A 20,156-nucleotide genomic window follows, 5' to 3' on the forward strand; every position below is an offset into this window, starting at 1 on the left:
CGCTACCGGCTCCTCGGGTCGTAGTTCATCCGCAGCCCCCGGGGCGTGGTCGCGAAGCCGGAGGCGACCAGTCGGTCACCCAGCGGTGTGCGGCGTACCGGCTCGCCGTCGACCTGATCGATGTGGATGCGCGGCACCGCCCCGGTGGTGACCGCGTGCGACAGCGCCGCCGCGGCCGCCTCGAGGATCTCGGTCTCGGCGGTGAAGGTGAGCACCGTCTTTCCGCCGCGCTCGATGAACACCGCGGCGCGTCCGCCCACCAGGATCACGACCGCTCCCGGCTTCCGGCCGGGCCGATGCCCCGATTCGACGGCTCGCTCGGGCCAGTCGAGGGCCGCACCGTACGGATTCGCCGGATCGGTGGCCGCGAGCACCACCGCCGCGCACCGTTCCTGGCGTGCGACGACAGCCGACTCGCGCAGGATGTCGACGGTGTGACCGGCGGCGAACTGCGCGCCTCCCAGCCCGTCGATGTAGTACCCGCGCCGCACCTGGCCGTTGTCCTCGAAGACGCCGAGCGCCTTGTAGATTCGCGCGAACCCGCCCTCGGTCGATTCGGCGGTCACGGCTCCCTTCGTCACCACGCCGTAGCGGTCGAGAAGCACCTCGCAGGTGGCAGCGGCAGCGGTGGTCGGATCGACGGCGATGCGACGGATCACCGACCACCGCCCCCCGACCGTGGGCGGCGTGGCTGCCGCACCCGCAGCACCCGCCAGATACTGCGACGACAGCCGCGCGGCGCGCAGACGCGGCGGCCGACCGCGAGTCCGGTGGGCGGAGGTGGCCGACGATCGTGCGCTGCGCGGCGGGTTCAGCGCGGCGCGGACCACCGAGAACGAGTCGTTCGTGATGAGCCCGGCCCAGACGAGATCCCACAGCAGCTCCGGCAGTTCACCGTCGGGGATCGCGTGCTCTGCGTTGTACAGCGCGTCGGACAGCTCGCGGAAGCGCAGGGCCCCGCCCCGGTCGAGAGCGGTCCGGACCGCGTCCTGCGCGGGAGTCAGTTCGGTGTCCTCGGCGGGCCGGAGGGTGAGTGCGGCGGCGTCGGCCAGATGCAGGGCCACCCAGCCGTCGGCCCCGCCGATGCCCCCGTGTCCGGACCAGATCACCTCGCCGGAGGCGGTCAGCTCATCGAGCATCGACGGCCGGTAGTCCTCCACCCGGGCCGGCAGCACCAGCGTCTCCCACGCCGACGCCGGTATCGGCTGTCCGGCGAGTTGCTCGACGACGGCCGCGACGCCGGCGGCGCCGCGCAGCCGTGACTTCCCGGTGACGTGCTGCCAGCCGAGCAGGAATCGGGTGTACGCCTCGGCGCTGACCGGCTCCACTTCGGCGCGCCCGGCCGCCAGCGATCCGCGGCGGAGCTGGGTGAGGACGTCGGAATGGCACCACTGGCTCGGGGTGCGCCCGGTCTGCGGTTCGGGCGGGAGCGGAATGAACTCGCCCTCGATCACCGTTCGTCGCGCCGCGAGCTCTTCAAGGGTCCGGGTCACCACCGCGGGCGCCATGCCGAGAGCTTCCGCGACATCGGCGGTGGTGAACGGTCCGTGGGTGCGGGCGTAACGGTGCACCAGGTCGGCCAGGGGATCGGCGACAGGCTGGAGGTAGGCGGCGGGGACGCCCAGCGGGAGCGGTATGCCGAGGCCGTCGCGGAGGCGCGCTGCGTCGTCGACCGAGGCCAGAGCGGTCGCGCCGCGGAAGGGCACCTCGATCAGGCGGCCGTCGGCGACGAGTCGCTCGAGCACCTCGTCGAGCGGAACGGCGAGTGGGTCGTCGCCCCGGTAGCGTTCGGCGATCTGTCCGGGTGTGCACGGTCCCAGCCATCGCAGCAGGTCCACCACATCTTGATCGTCGCGCGCCCGCCGTTCCGGAGCCGTCCGCTGGAGCCGTGCGACGACCTCCGTGATCACTGCGGGATCGAGCAACTCACGCAGGTCGACGCGGCCGAGGAGCTGGGCGAGCAACGCGGTGTCGAGGGACAGCGCGGTCGCCCGGCGTTCGGCGAGCGGGGCGTCGTCGTCATAGATGAACGAGCCGACGTAGCCGAGCAGCATCGAGGCCGCGAAGGGCGACGGCGTGGACGTCTCGACCTCGGTGATCCGGATCTTGCGCTGCATGATGCGGGTGAGGACGTCCACCAGCGAGGGCAGGTCGTAGACGTCGGAGAGGCATTCGCGGACCGTCTCGAGAATGATCGGGAAATCGCTGAAGCGCGACGCCACCGCCAGCAGCTGGGCGCTGCGCTGCCGCTGCTGCCACAGCGGGGCACGCTTTCCGGGATCACGGCGCGGAAGCAGCAGCGCCCGCCCGGCGCACTCGCGGAACCGCGACGCGAACAGTGACGAATCGGCCAGCGCGCGTGTGACGTCCGCTTCGATGTGCTCGGGGTCGAGGAGGAAGACGTCGGCCCCCGGCGGATCGTCATCGGTGTCGGGGAGGCGCACGATGATGCCGTCGTCGGTGGCAGTGGTGGCCCCGTCGATGCCGAGACGTGCCGAGAGCTGCGCGGCCACGGCACCGGCCCACGGTGCGTGGACCCGCAGGCCGTAGGGGGAGTGCAGCACCAGCCGCCAGTCGCCGAGCTCGTCGCGGAAGCGTTCCAGTACGAGGGTGCGGTCGGTCGGGAGCACGCCGGTGGCATCGCGCTGCTGGGCGATCAGCGCGGACAGGTTGCGCTCTGCATTGGCACTGAGCCCGAGTTCGGCGGCGAGTGCGGCGAGCTTCTCCTCATGGCCCGCGATCCCGATGAACTCACCGATCGCCGCACCGAGCTCGGCCGGACGACCGACGGCGTCGCCGATCCAGAACGGCAGCCTCCCCGGCATGCCGAACGCGGGCGAGACCAGCACCCGATCGTGTGTGATCTCCTCGATTCGCCAGCTCGACGCGCCGAGGGCGAACACGTCGCCGACCCGTGACTCGTAGACCATCTCCTCGTCGAGCTCTCCGACCCGGCGGGGTTGGCCGCTTTCTGCGCGGTCGGTCCCGCCCACGAGGAAGACGCCGAACAGCCCGCGGTCGGGGATGGTCCCGCCGGAGGTGACCGCCAGACGCAGGGTGCCGCGCCGGGCGGTGAGCCGCCCGGCTGCGCGGTCGTAGTCCACCCTCGGGCGCAGTTCGGCGAATTCGTCGGACGGATACCGGCCGGATATCAGATCGAGGACGGCGTCGTACACGTCGCGGGTGAGGGTCCGATACGGCATCGCGCGCCGGACGGTCGCGTACCAGTCGTCGACGTCGAGATCGTCGACGGCGGTCGCCGCGATGGTCTGCTGGGCGAGGATGTCGAGCGGGTTGGCCGGTACCGAGAGCGCCTCGATGCGGCCGGCGAGCATTCGCTGCGCCACCACCGTGCAGTGGATCAGGTCGGTGCGGTGCTTCGGAAACAGCACGCCGCGACTCACCTCGCCGACCCGGTGTCCGGCGCGGCCGATGCGCTGCAGCCCGGCCGCGACGGACGGCGGGGCCTCCACCTGGATCACGAGGTCGACGGCACCCATGTCGATGCCGAGTTCCAGTGAGCTCGTTGCGACCACGCACCGGAGCCTGCCGGATTTCAGATCGTCCTCGATCTGTGCACGCTGCTCTTTGCTCACCGAGCCGTGGTGGGCGCGGGCGAGGACGGCGGGCGCGCCCGCCGTGTCTCCACTGGCCGAGACGTAGGCGGGCATCCCGCCGGGCACTGTCGGGTTCGGTCGGTCCGGGTCGAACTCGATGCCCGCGCGTTCGGCGGCGATCTCGTTCAGCCGGGCGGTCAGACGTTCGGCGAGACGACGAGAGTTCGCGAAGACGATCGTCGAGCGATTCTCCTCGATGCGGTCGACGATCGCCGACTCCACGTGGGGCCAGAGGGAACCGGCGGTCGGGGAGAAGGCGTCGTCGAGATCGTCCGTCCCGGTGTCCGGCGGCGGGATGGCGGTCATGTCCTCCACCGGCACGTCCACGGAGAGGTCGAAGGTCTTCGCCGCAGGCGGCTTCACGACGGTGCAGTCGCCCTCGCCCGCCAGGAACTCGCCGACGAGTTCCTCGGGCCGCACGGTCGCTGACAGCCCGATGCGCTGCGCGGGCCGCTCGAGCAGCGCATCGAGCCGTTCGAGCGAGAGCGCCAGGTGCGTGCCCCGCTTGGTCGCTGCGACGGCGTGCACCTCGTCGACGATCACCGTCGTCACCGTGGCGAGGGTCTCGCGCACCGAGGAGGTCAGCATCAGGTAGAGCGATTCGGGCGTGGTGATCAGGATGTCGGGCGGATGGGCCTGCAGCCGTCGGCGGTCGGCCGCCGAGGTGTCCCCGGACCGGACTCCGACCGTGATCGACGGTGCGTCGAGTCCCATGATCTGCGCCGCGTGCGCGATGCCCACCAGTGGTGCCGACAGGTTCCGCTCCACGTCGACGGCGAGTGCCTTGAGCGGTGAGATGTAGAGGATCCGGACACCCGGAGCGGTGCCCGCACTGCCGCCGGTCGCGGCGTCGATCCGCTCGCGGTACAGCGAGTCGATGGCCCACAGGAAGGCTGCGAGGGTCTTGCCCGACCCGGTCGGAGCCACGACGAGGGTGTTCTCGCCGCGGGCGATCGCCGTCCACGCACCGGATTGGGCTCGGGTCGGCGCGCCGAACGCGTCGCTGAACCACCGCTGCGTGGCCGGATGCATGCTCCGAAGGATCTGACTGCCCGATGCCACACTCCCATTCAAGCGCACACCTGTGACACTCAGCGGATTGCGGCCGGCGGTACACTCAGCGGGCCGATGCGGTTAACCCGGTGCGAATCCGGGGCGGTCGCGCCACTGTGAGCGGTCCGCCGACGACGCCGTCGGACTGCGAGCCAGACAGTCGCATCGGTGTGAACAATGCCGACCCCGGGCGCGTGATCCGGGAGAACAGGACGTCGACGATGACCGCATCCACCGCAACGCAGGGCGTACGTTCCCTCGCCGTGCCGAACCTCTCCGCCGCGAGCGCGGCCCTCTGGCTCACCGCCACCGTGGCACTCGCGGCGCTCGCCTACTACTTCCTGGGATACGACCAGGGCGCGGTGTCGGTGTTCGGCAGCGACACCCATGTCCACGAGTTCGTGCACGACGCACGGCACTTCCTCGGCTTCCCCTGCCACTGAGCCGGGGAGACAACAGAACAATGGAGCGCAGATTCACCGGCGCAGGCGTGCTCGCAGGCCTGATCGCCGGACTGGTGTCGTTCGTCTATGCGCGGATCTTCATCGAACCGCAGGTGCGGCTGGCCATCGACTACGAGGAGGAGCGGTCGCACGCCGAGTCGATGCTGTCCGGCGAGCATGCACACGAGCACGAGATCTACAGCCGAACCGTCCAGGAGAACATCGGTGCGGGAGTCGGCACGGTCGTCTTCGCCGTCGCGATGGGCGCCCTGTTCGCCGTCGCGTTCACAGTTCTGTGGGCCTACGTGGGACGTCGGTGGCCGGCCGCGGACCCTCGGGCGGTCGCAGCGGGGCTGGGTGCCGTGGCCTTCGTGGCCGTGATCGGCGTCCCCTACTTCGTCTACCCGCCCAACCCGCCCGCGGTCGGCGAGGAGGACACCATCGGAGCGCGGTCGGGCGCCTACCTGACGCTGACGCTGGTGTCGGTGGCGCTGATGGTCGTCGCGGTGATCCTCGGCTGCCGGCTCGCGGACCGGATCGGCGGACTGTGGTCGGGTGTCACCTCCGCGGTGGTGTACCTGGTCGGTGTGACCATCACGGCCGCGCTTCTTCCCGAGTTCAAGGAGATCCCCGGTCCGGTGATGGACGGCGACCGGATCGTCGGCGCCGGATTCCCCGGACAGGTGGTGGCCGACTTCCGGGTGTACGCGATCGCGAACCAGGTACTTCTGTGGACGGTCCTGACCGTGGCGTTCGTCGCGCTGCTCGGCGTGATGATGCGCCGGTCCAAGACTTCCGACCGCACGCTCGCGGAGGTCGGCGCCTGACGTCGGTGCATCTGGTGGTCGCCGCGCGGACCGCACCCAACAGAGCGGTCCGGTTCGGCGGCGAGCACGACGATCTCGACTCGCGTGGCCGCCGGGATGCGGCGGCGCTCGCATCGCGGCTGCCCCGGGCCGGACGGGTGATCGCCGGACCCGAGAGATCGGTGACGCAGACCGCACGCCTGGCGTGCGGTCTGTTCGGCGTCGACCCGCGACTGGCGTCGCTCGACGTCGGCCGCTGGCGGTCGACCGCGCCGGAGTCGGTCGACCCGGCGCAGTTGGGCGCCTGGTTCGGCGATCCCCTGTGGTCGGGCCACGGCGGTGAGTCGGTCGGCGCGTTCGTGGGTCGGATTCGCGGCGTTCTCGCCGCGCTCGCCGCGGGTGGGCCGGCGACGCTCGTGGTCGCGGGCCCGGTCGCACAGGCCGTGCTCTGCGAGGACGCCGCGAGCTTCTTTGCGGCCGACGTGTGCCCGGGCGGGCTGTACACGGTCACGCTCTGACGTCGCGGAGCAGGTGCGACGTCGATGTCAGAGGGCCGTGCGACCATCGGCCGCATGGACGAGAGTTGGAGCGGCGACGGCGCGGACGCGCACCTGGTGATTCCGGCGGACTGCATCGCCTGGTGCCGGAACCAGCCCTACGCCGAGACGGTTCTCGAGGATGTCGTCGAAGTGGATCTCGACTGGTGGAACGAGCGCCTGGCTCAGTGCGAGATCCCGGCGCAGGTCAGCGGGCGCGATGCGGACGGAACGCAGGTGTGGAAGGGCACCGCGTACCTGCGTCGGGGCGATCTCGAGCCGGGTGTGCACGGAATGGGCCTCGGTGACGAACCGGAACTCGATCGCCTGTACATGTGTGCCGCCTGGCTGGCCGAGCACCCGCTGCGCGGCGGTGTCCGCCGATTCGTCGACGTCCGGTCCGGGCGGGATGCGGGCACGCCGTTCGCCGCGGTCGAGCGTGCGCTCGTCGCCTGCCGGCGCGCTCCGGCACTGATCGACGCCGCGGCGTATCGGGACTGGTCGGGATGGCCGGTCGCTCCTGGTGTGGGCCACGTCCTGATGTCCCTGTACTGCTGGGCGATCCACTCCGGGGCACCCGACCGTCCGCAACTGCTGGATGCTGCCAGCGCCGGCAGTCTCACGTGGAACGGCTGGCTTGTCGCGTCGTCGGTGTCGCACTACTCCGTCCGCAGATACGTGCGGTACAACTCCCTGCTTCACCGCTGGGCCGCGCAGGCGGGCGTGGCGCCGGAACTGGTCGAGATGTGGCTCAATCGGCAGTGGCACAGTCGCCTGGCCGAGGCCGCCGTACGGGACGGATCGGCGCTGTGACGAGCCGGTCGACTGAGGGCGTCGACCTACCGGGTCGGTGGCACGATGCGCTACCGTCAGACCCAAGTGAAACGTGTTCCAGTTTGGAGGCTTGATGTTCGAGTGGTCTGAGGAAGATGTGATGGTCCGCGACGCTGTGCGCGGCTTCATCGACAAGGAGGTCCGGCCCAATCTGGAGGGTCTGGAGTCGGGGTCGCTCCCGCCGTACGACATCCTCCGCAAGATGCTGGCGACCTTCGGGATGGACTCGATGAACGCCGAGAGCCTGGAGAAGGAGCTCGCAGCCGAGGAGGCGGGCGAGCCGCGATCCTCGGGCGGCGGATCGAACAGTCTCGCCAACTCGATGTTCCTGATCCTCAACATGGAGATGGCGGGGGTCAGCCTGGGCCTCATCGCGTCGATGGGCGTCTCACTGGGCCTGACGGTCTCGACGATCCGCAGCCGCGGCACCCTGGCGCAGAAGCGTCGCTGGCTTCCGGAGCTGGTGACGATGGAGAAGGTGGGGGCGTGGGCCATCACCGAGCCCGACAGCGGCTCGGACGCGCTCGGCGGGATGAAGACGACGGTGCGCCGCGACGGCGACGACTACATCCTCAACGGCAACAAGACCTTCATCACCAACGGCCCGTACGCCGACACCATGGTGGTCTTCGCCAAGCTCGACGAGGGCGACGGCACGCCGATGCGCGATCGCAAGGTGCTTACCTTCGTCCTCGACAAGGGCATGGAGGGACTCACCCAGGGCAAGCCGTTCAAGAAGATGGGCATGATGAGTTCGCCGACCGGTGAGCTGTTCTTCGACAACGTCCGGGTGGGCCGGGATCGTTTGCTCGGAGAGACCGAGGAGACCGGATCGGACAAGCGGGGCGGCGACAGCGCGAAGGCCGGATTCACCGCCGAGCGGATCGGCATCGCCGCGCTGTCCCTGGGCATCATCAACGAATGCCAGCGGCTCTCCATCGACTACGCCAAGACGCGCACCCTGTGGGGACAGGAGATCGGAAAGTTCCAGCTAATTCAGCTCAAGCTCGCGGAGATGGAGATCGCGCGGCTCAACGTGCAGAACATGCTCTTCGTCGCGATGGAGGCGGCCAAGGCCGGCAAGCCGCCGACACTGGCCCAGGCGTCCGCGATGAAGCTGTACTCCTCCCGGGCGGCGACCGAGGTCGCGATGGAGGCGGTGCAGCTCTTCGGCGGCAACGGCTACATGGCCGAGTACCGCGTGGAGCAGCTGGCGCGCGATGCGAAGTCGCTGATGATCTACGCCGGGTCGAACGAGATCCAGGTGACCCACGTGGCGAAGGGACTGCTGGCGCAGTAGGGCGCGCGACCGAACCACATCGACTCCGACCGATGCCCGCAGGGGAACCTGCGGGCATCGTCGTGTCCGGCGGGCGGTGCGCCGCCCTCCACTTCGTGCCGGCCGTCCTACGAACGGCCGATATGTCGCAGTTTTTGTGCTGGCAGCACGCAATTCGGGACGTATCGACAGCTCGATGAAGCGTTCGCCCTCGTCGGATCCATACATTTATCGGACGCTGTCGCGGCGCCCTCCCACCTGATCCCGCGCCGCGAATCGAGGAGGCTGTGTTGAAAACCAAGATCGTGCTGCGACGACTCGCAGCGGCAGGGGCGATCGCTGCGCTGGGCGCGGTCGGCGTGATGTCCGGATCGGGTGCGGCGGACGCCGACACCGTCGGTCCGGCGAAGGGCAGCAGCAGTGCCGTGAACTTCTCCCGCGAGATCAGCGGACTCAAACTGGTCGACGGCAAGGTGCCCAACGGAGAGGTCATCACCGTCACCAACCGGCTCGACCGCAAACTCGCATGGCTCATCTACTGGGTCAAGGACACGCACCCGACGTGCATGGAGGCCGTGCCCAACACCTCGGTGTGGAAGGTGAGCGGCAAGACCTACACGAACAATCCGAACGTCTCCGGCGCCATGAAGCCCGACGAGTTCTCCTCCGGTCCGGGATGGGCGAAGATCGACGCGCCCGCGGCCAACTCCTGGGAGAGCATCGCCTGGTCGCAGGACTACCTGCTCAAGTGCGACGTCGGGGTGCTGAACACCGGCGGACTGCAGTACTCGACCACCTGGGTGGGCGACAACGGCGACCATCCGAACGTCGGCCCGAACATCGAGGTGACGCGCGGCGTTCCCGGGATCTCGGTGAACCCGAAGGATGCGATGGCCGACAACGACGTCGAGATCACCGTCAAGAACCCCGACGGCCGCCCCGGCGACAAGGTGGTCCTCACCGCCGACGGCAAGTCGCTCGACGGTTGCGGAAACCTCGAGCTCGACGGTGACCGCCGCGTCAGCTGCACCTGGGTGCCGAAGAAGGCCGGGACCTACCCGCTGCGCGCCGTCATCTCCAGCGCAGAGCCGGTCACCGTGACCGAGAACGTCTACGTCTCGGCCAGCCCGGCGAGCGGCAGCCTCGGTGGAAGCCTCGGCAGCGGAAGCGCCGGCATGGACACCGGAAGCATCTACACGGGCAGCCTCGGATGAGCGCGCATACCAACACCTCGAGAAAGCAGACGAACATGTCGACAATCAGACGGACAGTGGCGGTCGTGGGCAGTTGCGCGGCGGCTGCCGCGCTGGCGGGAATCGGCACCGGTGCGGCGGCCGCCGACACCGTCGGCCCCGTCAGCGGTGAGAACGACACCGTGAGTTTCCAACGATCGGTCGAGGGCGCCACCCTCGTCGACGGCAAGGTGAAGGTCGGTGACACGGTCACCATCACGAATCGGATCGACCGGAAGATGTTGTGGCTGGTGTACAGCGTGCGCGACAATCATCCGTCGTGCTTGCAGGCGGTGCCGAACACCTCCGTGTGGACGGTCTCGGGCGGGACCTACACGAACAATCCGGACGGTCCCGGGACCAAGAAGCCCAACGAGGTGACCTCCGGCGACGGCTGGGTGATGATCGATGCGACCGGTGGCGGTTCGTGGGAGGCCAAGCCGCTGATCTGGACGCAGGACTACGTGGTCACCTGCGCTCCTGGCACCCTGAACACGGGTGGTCTGCAATGGTCGACGACCAACGCGTTCGAGAAGAACAACAACAAGCCCGATGTCGGTCCGACCATCACGGTGGTCCCGGCGTCGTCGCCCGGTGGCGGGGACGGTTCCGGTGGAGACACCGGCAGCGGCGGCACGGGTTCCGGCGGTGACGGCTCGGGCGGCGAGGGCACGGGCGGTGCCGGCGGCAGTTCGGGGTCGGGTAGCTCCGGGTCCGGAAGCCTCGGGTCCGGCAGTCTCTCGAACCTCTTCGGATGATCAGGAGCAATCAGATGAGCAGACTCAACAGACCTGCGCTCGTCGCCCTGCTGTCGACGTCCGCGGCGATCATCGCAGGGACCACGGCGGCCGGGGCCGCGGGCGCGGAGACGATGACGCCGGTGACCGGCGGCAACGACACCGTCAGCTTCTCGCGGACGGTCGGGAGCGCGGCCTTGGTCGACGGCAAGGTGAAGGTCGGTGACACGGTCACCATCACGAATCGGATCGACCGCAAGTTGGGGTGGCTGGTGTACAGCGTGCGCGACAATCATCCGTCGTGCATGAAAGCGGTGCCGAACACCTCCGTGTGGACGGTCTCGGGCGGGACCTACACGAACAATCCGGACGGTCCCGGGACCAAGAAGCCGAACGAGGTGACCTCCGGCGACGGCTGGGTGATGATCGATGCGACCGGTGGCGGTTCGTGGGAGGCCAAGCCGCTGATCTGGACGCAGGACTACACGGTGGAGTGTGCGCCGGGCACGCTGAACACCGGCGGCCTGCAGTGGTCCACCACCAACGTGTTCGAGAAGAACAACAACCAGTCGAACGTGGGCCCGACCATCACCTTGGAAACACCCGCCCCCAAGACCGCGTCGGCCATGGCCGTGTCGGTGACGCCGGCGCCCAAGGCCGGTGAGACCTCGACTGTGAAGGCGACGGTCACGGCCGGCGGCAGCGGCGCCACCGGCGGCACGGTCGAATTCTTCAACAACGGCGCCTCGATCGGAACCGGGACCGTCGCCGCGGGAGTCGCGACGACGAACTGGAAGCCCGCCGCGGGTGGCGCCTACTCGCTGAAGGCGGTCTATTCGGGAACCGCGACCATCGAGGCGTCCAACGCGACGATCACGGGCACCGTCGCGGCAGCCGACCCCGAACCCGAACCCGGTGCGCCGGTGATCGCGGTCAACGGATCGCCCAAGGTCGGCACCGCAACCCCGGTCGTGGTGACGTCCGACGCATCCGAGGGCAGTGCGGTCACACTCACCGCGAACGGTGCCGCGATCTGCTCCGGGCTCGTCCTCGCGAACGGCAAAGCCACCTGTCAGTGGACTCCCACGACCGCCGGTGCCGTGGAGTTGAAGGCCGTGGTGGGCGCGAAGTCGTCGATAAGGAACCTGGTCGTCGAGGCCGCCGGCGGCGGCGACCCCGGTGACGGCGGAGGCGATCCGGGCGGTCCCGGTGACGGTGGCGACCCCGATCCCGGCACCGGCGGCGACGGCGGCAGCACGGGCAGCCTGGGCGGCGGCAGCCTCGGTGGCCTGTTCGGCGGGAGCCTCGGCGGGCTGTTCGGCGGCATCACCGACGCGGTCGGCAGCAGCAACTGAGCGACGCCGACCACCGATAGACACGAGTGCCCCGGACCATGAGGTCCGGGGCACCCGTACTCGAAGGGGAAGCCTCAGGCGTCGACGGTGGCGGCGACCTTCCGGTAGTCCAGGAAGGCGTCGTCGACCTCGCCCTTGCGAAGCTGCTTGACGTCGGCGGAGACCGCCATGGTCATGGTCCACGGGCTCTGTGTGCCCTGCTTCGGCAGACGGTCGAGGGCCCGCTTGACGTATCCGGCGCCGAAATCGAGCAGCGGCCGGGTCTCCATGCCGGGATCGGCCACCGGCCGCACCGAGCTGTAGCCGCCCTGGTCCATGTGGGTCAGCATGCGGCAGAAGTACTCGCACAGCAGGCCGATCTTCAGCGTCCACGACGAGTTCGTGTAGCCGATCGCCAGCACCCAGTTGGGCACGCCGGACAGCATCACGCCACGGTAGGCGACGGTCTCGGACAGGTCGATCGGCTCGCCGTCGCGGCTGAGCTCCATCCCGCCGAACAACTGCAGGTTGAGACCGGTGGCCGTGACGATGATGTCGGCCTCGAGCACCTGACCGGACTCGAGTTCGATGCCGTCGGCGACGAACCGCTTGATCCGGCCGGTCTCGATGGACGCGGTGCCCTTCTTGATCGCCTTGAACAGGTCGCCGTCCGGGACCACGCACAGCCGCTGGTCCCACGGGTTGTACGGCGGGTTGAAGTGGGTGTCCAGGTCGTAGTCGCGGGGGAGGAGCGCCGCATTGGAGGCGCGGATGACCTTGCGCGCGACGCTCGGGTAGCGCTGGCAGAACTGGTACACCAGCTTCTGCTGGAAGATGTTCTTCTGACGGCTCAGCCGGTAGCCGCGCTCGGCGCCGAGCGTCTTCTTGAGCGCATTGGAGATGGCGTCCTCGCGGGGAAGCGGGATCACGTAGGTCGGCGTGCGCTGGAGCATCGTGACGTGGGCGGCATCGCCCGCCATCGAGGGGACCAGGGTGACGGCGGTGGCGCCGGACCCGATGACGACGACCTTCTTGCCCCGGTAGTCGAGATCCTCGGGCCAGTGCTGCGGGTGGACGATCTGCCCCGCGAAGTCGTCGCTGCCTGCGAACTCCGGAGTGAAGCCCTCGTCGTAGTTGTAGTAGCCGGTGCCCGCGAACACCCAGCGGGTCTTGACCTCGGAGGTCTCGCCCGTGTCGTTGTGCTTGACGGTCAGGGTCCACAACTGCTCGGCCTCGGACCAGTCGGCCGACACCGCGCGGCGGTTGAACGCGATCTTCGACTCCAGGCGGTCCTCGGCGACGGCCTCACGCAGGTAGTCGAGGATGCGGGGTGCGTCGGCGATGGCCTGGGGATCGCGCCACGGCTTGAACTCGTACCCGAACGTGTTGAGATCGGAGTCGGAGCGGATACCGGGGTACCGGAACAGATCCCAGGTACCGCCGATGGAGTCGCGTGATTCGAGGATCACGAAGCTCTTTCCGGGATGCTCGGTGGTGAGGTAGTGCGCGGCGCCGATTCCGGAGATGCCTGCGCCGAGGACGACGACGTCGAGCGGCTGCTCGCTCAAAATCGAGTCGGCGGTGGCCGATGTGCCCGTCGATTCGGTGGTCATGGTGTTCCTTCTCGTCAGGAGGGCTGAACCTTCGATACCAATGATCGTTGTAACCGTCGATGAAAAGCAAGGATGAATCGCACCAACATCGCCGCAGTCGGAGTGCATAATCAACCATATGGCGTCTGACGAGGCAGAACTGGCCGAGCCCAGTCGCGAGGTGGCCGACCTCATCCGGGCCGGGGTGGAGACGGTACTGAACGCTCCGCCCGAATGGATCGCCGATATGAACCACGCCGCGATGCACCCCGCCGGGATGGAGCGCGTCCTCGTGGATGCGGATCTGCGAGAGGTCGCCCTGCGGATCAACGAGGGCAATCTCAACCACTGGGCTCGAAGCAACCTTGCCGATCCCGGCGCACGGGTGAGCGTCAACCTCAACGAGGAGACGATCGGCTTCGTCCGCGATCTGGTCAGGCGCGGATTCGACGCCGGTGCGCTCGACTCGTTCCGCACCGCGCAGAACACCGCCTGGCGGCTCTGGATGCAGATCTGCTTCGGTCTGACCTCGGACGCGAGACTGCTGCGGGAGCTTCTCGAGGTGACCTCGGTCTCGATCGCCACCTTCATCGACGACACGGTGGCCGAACTGACGCACCAGATCGACGTCGCCCGCGCCGAACTCGCGGGCGACAACCACGCCCAGCGGCGTGCTGCGGTCGCGCTGATCCTGGAGGGTGCGCCGATCGCACCGGCCCGCGCCGACCTCGCTCTCCGATATTCGATCGAAGGACCGCAGTCGGCGATGGTGATCTCCGGGGACGCCGGGCTGGCACCCGACGATCTGGAGGCCGCCTGCGAGGCGATCATGGTCGCCTCCGGCGTCGGTCGCCGTCTCACCGTCCTGGCCGGGGCCTCGGAACTGTGGGTGTGGCTGCCGACCGATCGGCTGGTGATGGACGCGGCCCTCGCGGCGCACCCGCATGTACGGGTGACGGCCGGCTCGCCCGGCGCGGGTCGAGAGGGGTTCCGCCGCAGCCACTTCGAAGCACTCGAAGGACAGCAACTGCTGACCAGGCTCGGCTCGACGGCGCGGTTCGCCGCATACGACGATCTCGCGTTGCTGGCGGCGATGACGCGCGATCTGACACGGCTGGACGCCTTCGTCGCGCACACCCTCGGCGATCTGGCGTCCGCCGACCGCGGTCTCCACGAATCGGTTCGGATGTGGTTCGCCTGTCAGTGCAACGCGAGCGCGGCCGCCGCACGCCTGTACACGCATCGCAATACCGTGGTCCGGCATGTGGCGCGTGCCCAGGAGTTGCTGCCGCGGCCGCTGGAGACGAACGCCGTCGCCGTGGCGGCGGCGCTCGGAGCGCTGCGGTGGCGCGAGTAGGGGCGCGGCGGGTCAGACGTCGGCGAGGACGTCGTCCGTCTGATGAGTGAACGGCTCCTTGGACCGGCTCAGCTCCACCGCGCGGGTGAACTCGGCATCGATCTCCGGGTCCGCGCGGAAGGTCAGCAGGCTGACGACCACGGTGACGATCAGGCTGGCGGCGAAGCCCGGGATGATCTCGTAGAGGTCCTCGCTCAGCGAGGTCTGACCCCACACGTAGGCGACGACCGCGCCCGCGACGATGCCCGACAGGACTCCGACGGTGCTGACCCGGCGCCAGTACAGGCAGAGGATCACCGCCGGGCCGAAGGCCGACCCGAAGCCCGCCCAGGCGAAGGCGACCAGATCCAGGATGCTGTTCGACGGCGAGATCGCCAGCAGCGCGGCGATCACCGCGATCGTCAGAACGCCGAGACGGCCGAGCATGACGTAGGTCTTGTCGGTGAGTTCACGGCCCCTGCCGGTCTTCTCGGCGACCAGCTTGTACAGATCCTCCACCAGAGCCGACGAGCAGACGACGAGCTGGGAGGAGATGGTGGACATGATGGCCGCGAGCACGGCGGCCAGCACCAGGCCCGCGATGAAGGGGTGGAACAGCAGCTGCGACAGCGACAGGAACACGGTCTCGGCGTCCTTCGGGGCCTGCGCGGTGTGCTCGGCGAAGTAGGCGATGCCGACCAGTGCGGTGCCGACGGCGCCGAGCGCGCACAGCAGCATCCAGCCGATGCCGATTCGGCGGGCGACACCGGCCTCGGACGGGGACCGCAGCGCCATGAAACGCACGATGATGTGCGGCTGCCCGAAGTAGCCCAGGCCCCACGCGGCCGCCGAGATGATGCCGATGACGGTGGTCCCGGCGAAGAAGCTCAGACCGTTGTCCATGGCGGCGTTCACTCCGTCGATGGTGGCGCCGACGCCGCCCAGGTCGATGATGCCGATGATCGGAACCGCCAGAAGCGCGACCACCACCAGCAGCCCCTGCGCCACGTCGGTGAGCGACGCGCCGAGGAACCCGCCGAACAGCGTGTACAGCATGGTGATGCCGGCGACGATCAGCATGCCCGCGGTGTAGTCGACCCCGAAGGAGCTGTCGAAGAACTTGCCGGAGGCGACCATGCCGCTGGAGACGTAGAACGTGAAGAACACCAGGATGATGACGCCGCAGGTGATCCGGAGGATGCGCGAGTCGTCGTGCAATCGCGATTCGAAGAAGCTCGGAATCGTGATCGAGTCACCTGCCACCTGCGTGTATGCGCGCAGTCGCGGCGCGACCAGCTTCCAGTTGGTCCACGCGCCGATCAGCAGGCCGATCATGATCCAGGACGCCGAGAGGCCGGAGAGATACATCGCGCCCGGCAGGCCCATCAGCAGCCAACCCGACATGTCCGACGCACCCGCGCTGAGTGCGGCGACCCACGGCTTGAGGCCGCGGCCGGCGAGCATGTAATCGTCCAGACTGTTCCGCGTGCGGCGGTACGCGTACCAGCCGATGCCGAGCATGGCTGCGAAGTACAGCGCGACCGCGACCAGCTGGATGGTCTTCTCGTCGGGCGCGACGGTCATAGGTCATCTCCTAGAGGTGGGTTCAGCCGGAAGCAACACACGCGTCAAATGTGACACAGGTCTCCCGCTCACGACGATTCTTCCCGGTGACCGGCCCGGCAAAGCATGTGGGGACGTACAAGATGCACGTCCCCACATTGTGGCGATCTATGAAGACTTGAGGTCTTCGGCCAATTCGACGAAGGCGCGGTCGAGGTTCCCGAATCGATGCAGGGTCATCGAGACCGACTGCTCGGCGAGCCAGTACCGCAGTTCGACGCGTCCGGACGCGGTGACGGTGTCGTCGAGCACCGCGAGTTCGGGCCGTCCGAGGGTGAGATCGCGCAGTGCCGGTGTCGCCGGAGAATCCAGGCGGACACGGGCGATGCCGGCCCGTCCGATCCGGTCGACGAAGGCCCGGTCGTCGCGGGCGGGATCGACCGGCACGCCCAGCGCCGCCGCGGCGTCGAGCACCGCGCGCAGATCGTCGCCGATGTCCGGCGCCGGTGCCGCCACCACGCGCGCACCGCTCCGGTGCGCGGCCGCCAGCAGTCGTGCCACCTTGGCGGGCGTCGACTCCGCCGTCACCCGCAGCGCCACCGCCGCGGGGCGATAGCGGAAGATGTTCGCCTCGCCGGCCAGGCCCGTCTCGTCGCGCGGCGTCCCGAACTCGGCGGCCCACGCGGTGTCGTCGTCGCTCACCGCCGCTCGCAGCCATGCCGTCTCGCCGGCGGTGAGCACCGGCGAGACCGAGTCGATGAAGGCGCCGACCTCGGCGAGCGCGGCCGGTGCGGCGTCGGGCAGGCAGTCGCGGTCGGCCCACGATCCCATGAGCATCAGGTAATTGGGACCGCCCGCCTTGGAACCCAGACCCACCGACGACCGCTTCCACCCGCCGAAGGGCTGCCTGCGGACGATCGCGCCGGTGATGCCGCGATTGACGTAGACGTTTCCCGCCTCGACGCGGTCGATCCACGAGCGGACCTCGCGCGGCTCGAGGGAGTGCAGACCCGCGGTGAGTCCGAAGTCGGTGGCATTCTGCAACTCGATGGCCTCGTCGAGCGTCTCGGCGCGCATCAGTCCGAGAACCGGTCCGAAGCACTCGGTGCGGTGGAAGAACGTTCCGGGCGCCACACCGTCCTTGATTCCCGGTGACCACAGTCGGTCGTCGATCCGCCGCGGCTTCAGGAGCCAGCGTTCGCCCGGCTCGAGGGTGGTCAGGGCCCGCAGCAGCTTATCGCTCGGATCCTCGGTGAGCGGTCCGACGGTGGCCGAGAGGTTGGTGGGCCAGTCGACGACGAGTGAGGCGGCCGCGTCCACCAACTGACGGCGGAACCGCTCCGAGGAGTACGTGCTGCCGACGAGGATCGCCAGCGACGCCGCCGAGCACTTCTGGCCCGCGTGGCCGAAAGCGCTGTGGACCAGATCGGCGATGGCGAGGTCGCGATCGGCGGACGGGGTGATGATCAGCGCGTTCTTACCGGAGGTCTCGGCGTTGATCCGCAGGTCCGGACGCCAGGACGCGAACAGGGCCGCGGTCTCGGAGGCACCGGTGAGCACGACGCGGTCGACGTCGGGATGACTGATCAATCGTCGCCCGGCCGGGCCCTCGTCGGGAAACACTCCCTGGCACGCCTCGCGCGGAACACCTGCCTCCCAGAGGGCTTCGAGAATGGCCATCGAGCAGTGCGGTGTCGGCTTCGACGGCTTGTGGATCACCGCTGCGCCGGCGGCCAGGGCGGCGAAGGTGCCGCCCGCGGGGATCGCGATCGGGAAGTTCCACGGCGGTGTCACCACGATCACCCGGTCCGGAGTGAAGGCGGCCGCGGCGACCTCGTCCAGTTCCAGTGCTCGATGCGCGTAGTAGCGGGCGAAGTCGATGGCTTCGGAGATCTCGGGATCGGACTGGGCGACGGTCTTGCCCGCCTCGGCCGCGGCCAGTGAGACGAGGTGTCCGCGCCGGCGGGAGAGGATGTCCGCGGTGCGGTAGAGGATCGCTGCGCGGTCGGCGGCCGGGCGTGCGCTCCACTGTGCGGCGGCCGACCGGGCGCGCTCGACCAGCGCGTCCACCTCGTCCTCGGCGATCGCGTCGGGAACGGGCTGGGAGGCGAGCCACTGCGGTGTCGCGGTGGCGAGCGCGTCGCGCGCCCATCGCTGATTGGCGGGCAGGGCGGCGTTGGTGTCCGGTTCGTTCGCGAAGGCCGGAAGCGGCAGTGCCGGATCGAGGGCCGTCTCAGCGGACTGGTCGAGTGTCCGGTCCTGCCGGTCGTTCGGCAGGGGAGGCGCGTAGCCGTCGGTGGTGAGGATGCGGCCGAGTTCGGCGAGCGCATCGCGGAACCGCCCCGACTCCCGGTGATAGATCGCACTTCCGGGCGCGAGGTCGAAGATTCCCGACATGAAGTTCTCGGGCGCGGCGTTCTCCTCGAGACGGCGTACCAGGTACGAGATCGCGACGTCGAATTCCTTCGGTTTCACCGTCGGCACGTACAGCAGCAGCCGGCCGACGTCGGCGCTGAGGACGTCGGCCTGCTCGGTCGCCATGCCCTGCAGCATCTCGAACTCGACGCGGTCGGACACACCGCGGCGATCGGCCAGCAGATGGGCGAAGGCGATGTCGAACAGATTGTGCCCGGCCACACCGACGCGCAGGCCCCGCATGTGATCCCTGTTGAGCAGCCAGTGCAGCACGAGTTTGTAGTTGGCATCGGTCGCGGTCTTCGACGAGCAGGTCACCTGGGGCCATCCGGCCACCTCGGCGTGCACCGACTCCATGGCGAGGTTGGCGCCCTTGACCAGCCGGACCTTGATCCCTGCGCCGCCGGCCGCCACCCGGGCGGCGGCGAAGTCCGACAGGCGCTGCATCGCGCCGAGTGCGTCCGGCAGGTAGGCCTGCAGCACGATCCCCGCTTCGAAGTGCTTGAGTTCGGGGAGGCTCAGGAGCCGGGTGAACACCTCGATGGTGAGTTCCAGATCGCGGTATTCCTCCATGTCGAGGTTGATGAACTTGGTGCCCGCGGGCGCGGCGGCGGCCTGGAGATACATCGGCGTCAGTCGGTCGATGATGTACTGCGCCGTCTCCTCGAACGCCCACATCGAGATCTGGGAGGCGACGGAGGAGACCTTGATCGAGACGTAGTCGACGTCATCGCGCCGCAGCAATGCCCGCGCGTCCGCGAGATGGTTGTCGGCCTCGGCGTCACCGAGCACGGCCTCGCCCAGCGGGTTGATGTTGAGCCGATGGCCGCTCTCGCGGAGCTTGGCGACCGCCCGGCGGAAGGGCCGCTCACGGGCGTCGACGATCATGTGCCCGACCATCGAACGCATCCGTGCGCGCGCGGCGGGGATGACCACCCCGGGCAGCCTCTCGGCCAGGACGCCGCCGGCCTTGATCTGCAAGCGGTCCCAGGCGCCCAGCGTGGCCGGGGTGCTCGCCGCGAGTTCGGCGAGCGCCTGGGCGGCCGCCTTCTGGTCCTCGGTGCCGATCACCCGGTCGACGAAACCGACGGTGAAGTCGAGCCCGCGCGGATCAGACAGGACCGAGGCGAGACGGCGAGCGGACGCATGCGGCTCGGTCTGCGCCGCCGCGGCGGCGCGCAGCCAGTCGGTGACGAGTTTCTCGGAGGAGTCGGCGAGCTCGTTCAGTTCGGTGAACACTTCGGTGGGCGCCGGAATCGGGTCGGCGGCGTGTGCGGTGGTCATGATGCCAGTACACGTCGGCGGGCCGCGGCGGTCGTCGGACAATACTACGAACGATCACGTGGTTTCTTGTACGATTCTCCAGCTGACCTGACAGA

Annotated in this window: 13 protein-coding genes and 1 riboswitch; of the genes, 9 read left to right on the forward strand and 4 right to left on the reverse strand. The window is 69.0% G+C overall.

Annotated elements, in window-relative coordinates; genetic code table 11:
* Nucleotides 1–2: 2 nt before the first annotated feature.
* Nucleotides 3–4,649 carry an ATP-dependent helicase gene (locus ACK8HH_RS05905; RefSeq protein ID WP_412475717.1) on the reverse strand — a complete coding sequence of 1,549 codons (4,647 nt, stop codon included), beginning with the start codon at nt 4,647–4,649 and terminating at the stop codon, nt 3–5.
* A gap of 53 nt (nt 4,650–4,702) precedes the next feature.
* A riboswitch (cobalamin riboswitch) is annotated at nt 4,703–4,850 on the forward strand.
* A gap of 41 nt (nt 4,851–4,891) precedes the next feature.
* Here ACK8HH_RS05905 and ACK8HH_RS05910 point away from each other — a divergent pair.
* From ACK8HH_RS05910 to ACK8HH_RS05945, 8 genes are all read left to right on the forward strand, one after another.
* The gene (locus tag ACK8HH_RS05910) at nt 4,892–5,113 is read left to right on the forward strand and encodes a CbtB domain-containing protein (protein ID WP_006896510.1); all 222 of its coding nucleotides are present in this window, start codon (nt 4,892–4,894) and stop codon (nt 5,111–5,113) included.
* A 20-nt stretch (nt 5,114–5,133) separates the two neighbouring features.
* Nucleotides 5,134–5,940, forward strand: a complete 807-nt coding sequence (locus tag ACK8HH_RS05915) for a CbtA family protein (protein WP_006896509.1) — start codon at nt 5,134–5,136, stop codon at nt 5,938–5,940.
* A gap of 5 nt (nt 5,941–5,945) precedes the next feature.
* Nucleotides 5,946–6,437 carry a histidine phosphatase family protein gene (locus ACK8HH_RS05920; protein WP_006896508.1) on the forward strand — a complete coding sequence of 164 codons (492 nt, stop codon included), beginning with the start codon at nt 5,946–5,948 and terminating at the stop codon, nt 6,435–6,437.
* 24 nt (nt 6,438–6,461) lie between these two features.
* Complete coding sequence (locus ACK8HH_RS05925; protein WP_006896507.1) at nt 6,462–7,268, forward strand: hypothetical protein; 807 nt, start codon at nt 6,462–6,464, stop codon at nt 7,266–7,268.
* 94 nt (nt 7,269–7,362) lie between these two features.
* The gene (locus tag ACK8HH_RS05930; RefSeq protein WP_006896506.1) at nt 7,363–8,589 is read left to right on the forward strand and encodes an acyl-CoA dehydrogenase family protein; all 1,227 of its coding nucleotides are present in this window, start codon (nt 7,363–7,365) and stop codon (nt 8,587–8,589) included.
* 266 nt (nt 8,590–8,855) lie between these two features.
* Nucleotides 8,856–9,782, forward strand: coding sequence for a hypothetical protein (locus ACK8HH_RS05935; protein ID WP_412475616.1), 927 nt, complete (start codon nt 8,856–8,858; stop codon nt 9,780–9,782).
* 35 nt (nt 9,783–9,817) lie between these two features.
* Complete coding sequence (locus ACK8HH_RS05940; protein WP_039867447.1) at nt 9,818–10,558, forward strand: hypothetical protein; 741 nt, start codon at nt 9,818–9,820, stop codon at nt 10,556–10,558.
* A gap of 14 nt (nt 10,559–10,572) precedes the next feature.
* Nucleotides 10,573–11,892 (forward strand): Ig-like domain repeat protein, encoded by a 1,320-nt coding sequence (locus ACK8HH_RS05945; protein WP_412475617.1) that lies wholly within the window; start codon nt 10,573–10,575, stop codon nt 11,890–11,892.
* A gap of 74 nt (nt 11,893–11,966) precedes the next feature.
* Here ACK8HH_RS05945 and ACK8HH_RS05950 read toward each other — a convergent pair whose 3' ends face one another.
* Nucleotides 11,967–13,484, reverse strand: coding sequence for a flavin-containing monooxygenase (locus tag ACK8HH_RS05950; RefSeq protein WP_222111019.1), 1,518 nt, complete (start codon nt 13,482–13,484; stop codon nt 11,967–11,969).
* A 118-nt stretch (nt 13,485–13,602) separates the two neighbouring features.
* Here ACK8HH_RS05950 and ACK8HH_RS05955 point away from each other — a divergent pair, with 118 nt between their 5' ends.
* Nucleotides 13,603–14,820, forward strand: coding sequence for a PucR family transcriptional regulator (locus ACK8HH_RS05955; RefSeq protein WP_412475618.1), 1,218 nt, complete (start codon nt 13,603–13,605; stop codon nt 14,818–14,820).
* 12 nt (nt 14,821–14,832) lie between these two features.
* Here ACK8HH_RS05955 and putP read toward each other — a convergent pair whose 3' ends face one another.
* Together putP and ACK8HH_RS05965 are read right to left on the reverse strand one after the other, a co-directional pair.
* Nucleotides 14,833–16,383 (reverse strand): sodium/proline symporter PutP, encoded by a 1,551-nt coding sequence (gene putP / locus ACK8HH_RS05960; protein WP_006896500.1) that lies wholly within the window; start codon nt 16,381–16,383, stop codon nt 14,833–14,835.
* Between the two features lie 147 nt (nt 16,384–16,530).
* Nucleotides 16,531–20,061, reverse strand: coding sequence for a bifunctional proline dehydrogenase/L-glutamate gamma-semialdehyde dehydrogenase (locus ACK8HH_RS05965; RefSeq protein WP_062367538.1), 3,531 nt, complete (start codon nt 20,059–20,061; stop codon nt 16,531–16,533).
* Between the last annotated feature and the right edge of the window lie 95 nt (nt 20,062–20,156).

This window comes from Gordonia sp. LUNF6 (genome assembly GCF_047041125.1).
In the GTDB taxonomy this organism is placed as follows: domain Bacteria; phylum Actinomycetota; class Actinomycetes; order Mycobacteriales; family Mycobacteriaceae; genus Gordonia; species Gordonia sihwensis.

What these genes read in the sequence shown, in the direction of transcription:
- ACK8HH_RS05905 (WP_412475717.1), bottom strand. Translation starts at nt 4,649, where the DNA reads ATGCATCCGGCCACGCAGCGGTGGTTCAGCGACGCGTTCGGCGCGCCG.
- ACK8HH_RS05910 (WP_006896510.1), top strand. Translation starts at nt 4,892, where the DNA reads ATGACCGCATCCACCGCAACGCAGGGCGTACGTTCCCTCGCCGTGCCG.
- ACK8HH_RS05915 (WP_006896509.1), top strand. Translation starts at nt 5,134, where the DNA reads ATGGAGCGCAGATTCACCGGCGCAGGCGTGCTCGCAGGCCTGATCGCC.
- ACK8HH_RS05925 (WP_006896507.1), top strand. Translation starts at nt 6,462, where the DNA reads ATGTCAGAGGGCCGTGCGACCATCGGCCGCATGGACGAGAGTTGGAGC.
- ACK8HH_RS05930 (WP_006896506.1), top strand. Translation starts at nt 7,363, where the DNA reads ATGTTCGAGTGGTCTGAGGAAGATGTGATGGTCCGCGACGCTGTGCGC.
- ACK8HH_RS05940 (WP_039867447.1), top strand. Translation starts at nt 9,818, where the DNA reads ATGTCGACAATCAGACGGACAGTGGCGGTCGTGGGCAGTTGCGCGGCG.
- ACK8HH_RS05945 (WP_412475617.1), top strand. Translation starts at nt 10,573, where the DNA reads ATGAGCAGACTCAACAGACCTGCGCTCGTCGCCCTGCTGTCGACGTCC.
- ACK8HH_RS05950 (WP_222111019.1), bottom strand. Translation starts at nt 13,484, where the DNA reads ATGACCACCGAATCGACGGGCACATCGGCCACCGCCGACTCGATTTTG.
- ACK8HH_RS05955 (WP_412475618.1), top strand. Translation starts at nt 13,603, where the DNA reads ATGGCGTCTGACGAGGCAGAACTGGCCGAGCCCAGTCGCGAGGTGGCC.
- putP (WP_006896500.1), bottom strand. Translation starts at nt 16,383, where the DNA reads ATGACCGTCGCGCCCGACGAGAAGACCATCCAGCTGGTCGCGGTCGCG.
- ACK8HH_RS05965 (WP_062367538.1), bottom strand. Translation starts at nt 20,061, where the DNA reads ATGACCACCGCACACGCCGCCGACCCGATTCCGGCGCCCACCGAAGTG.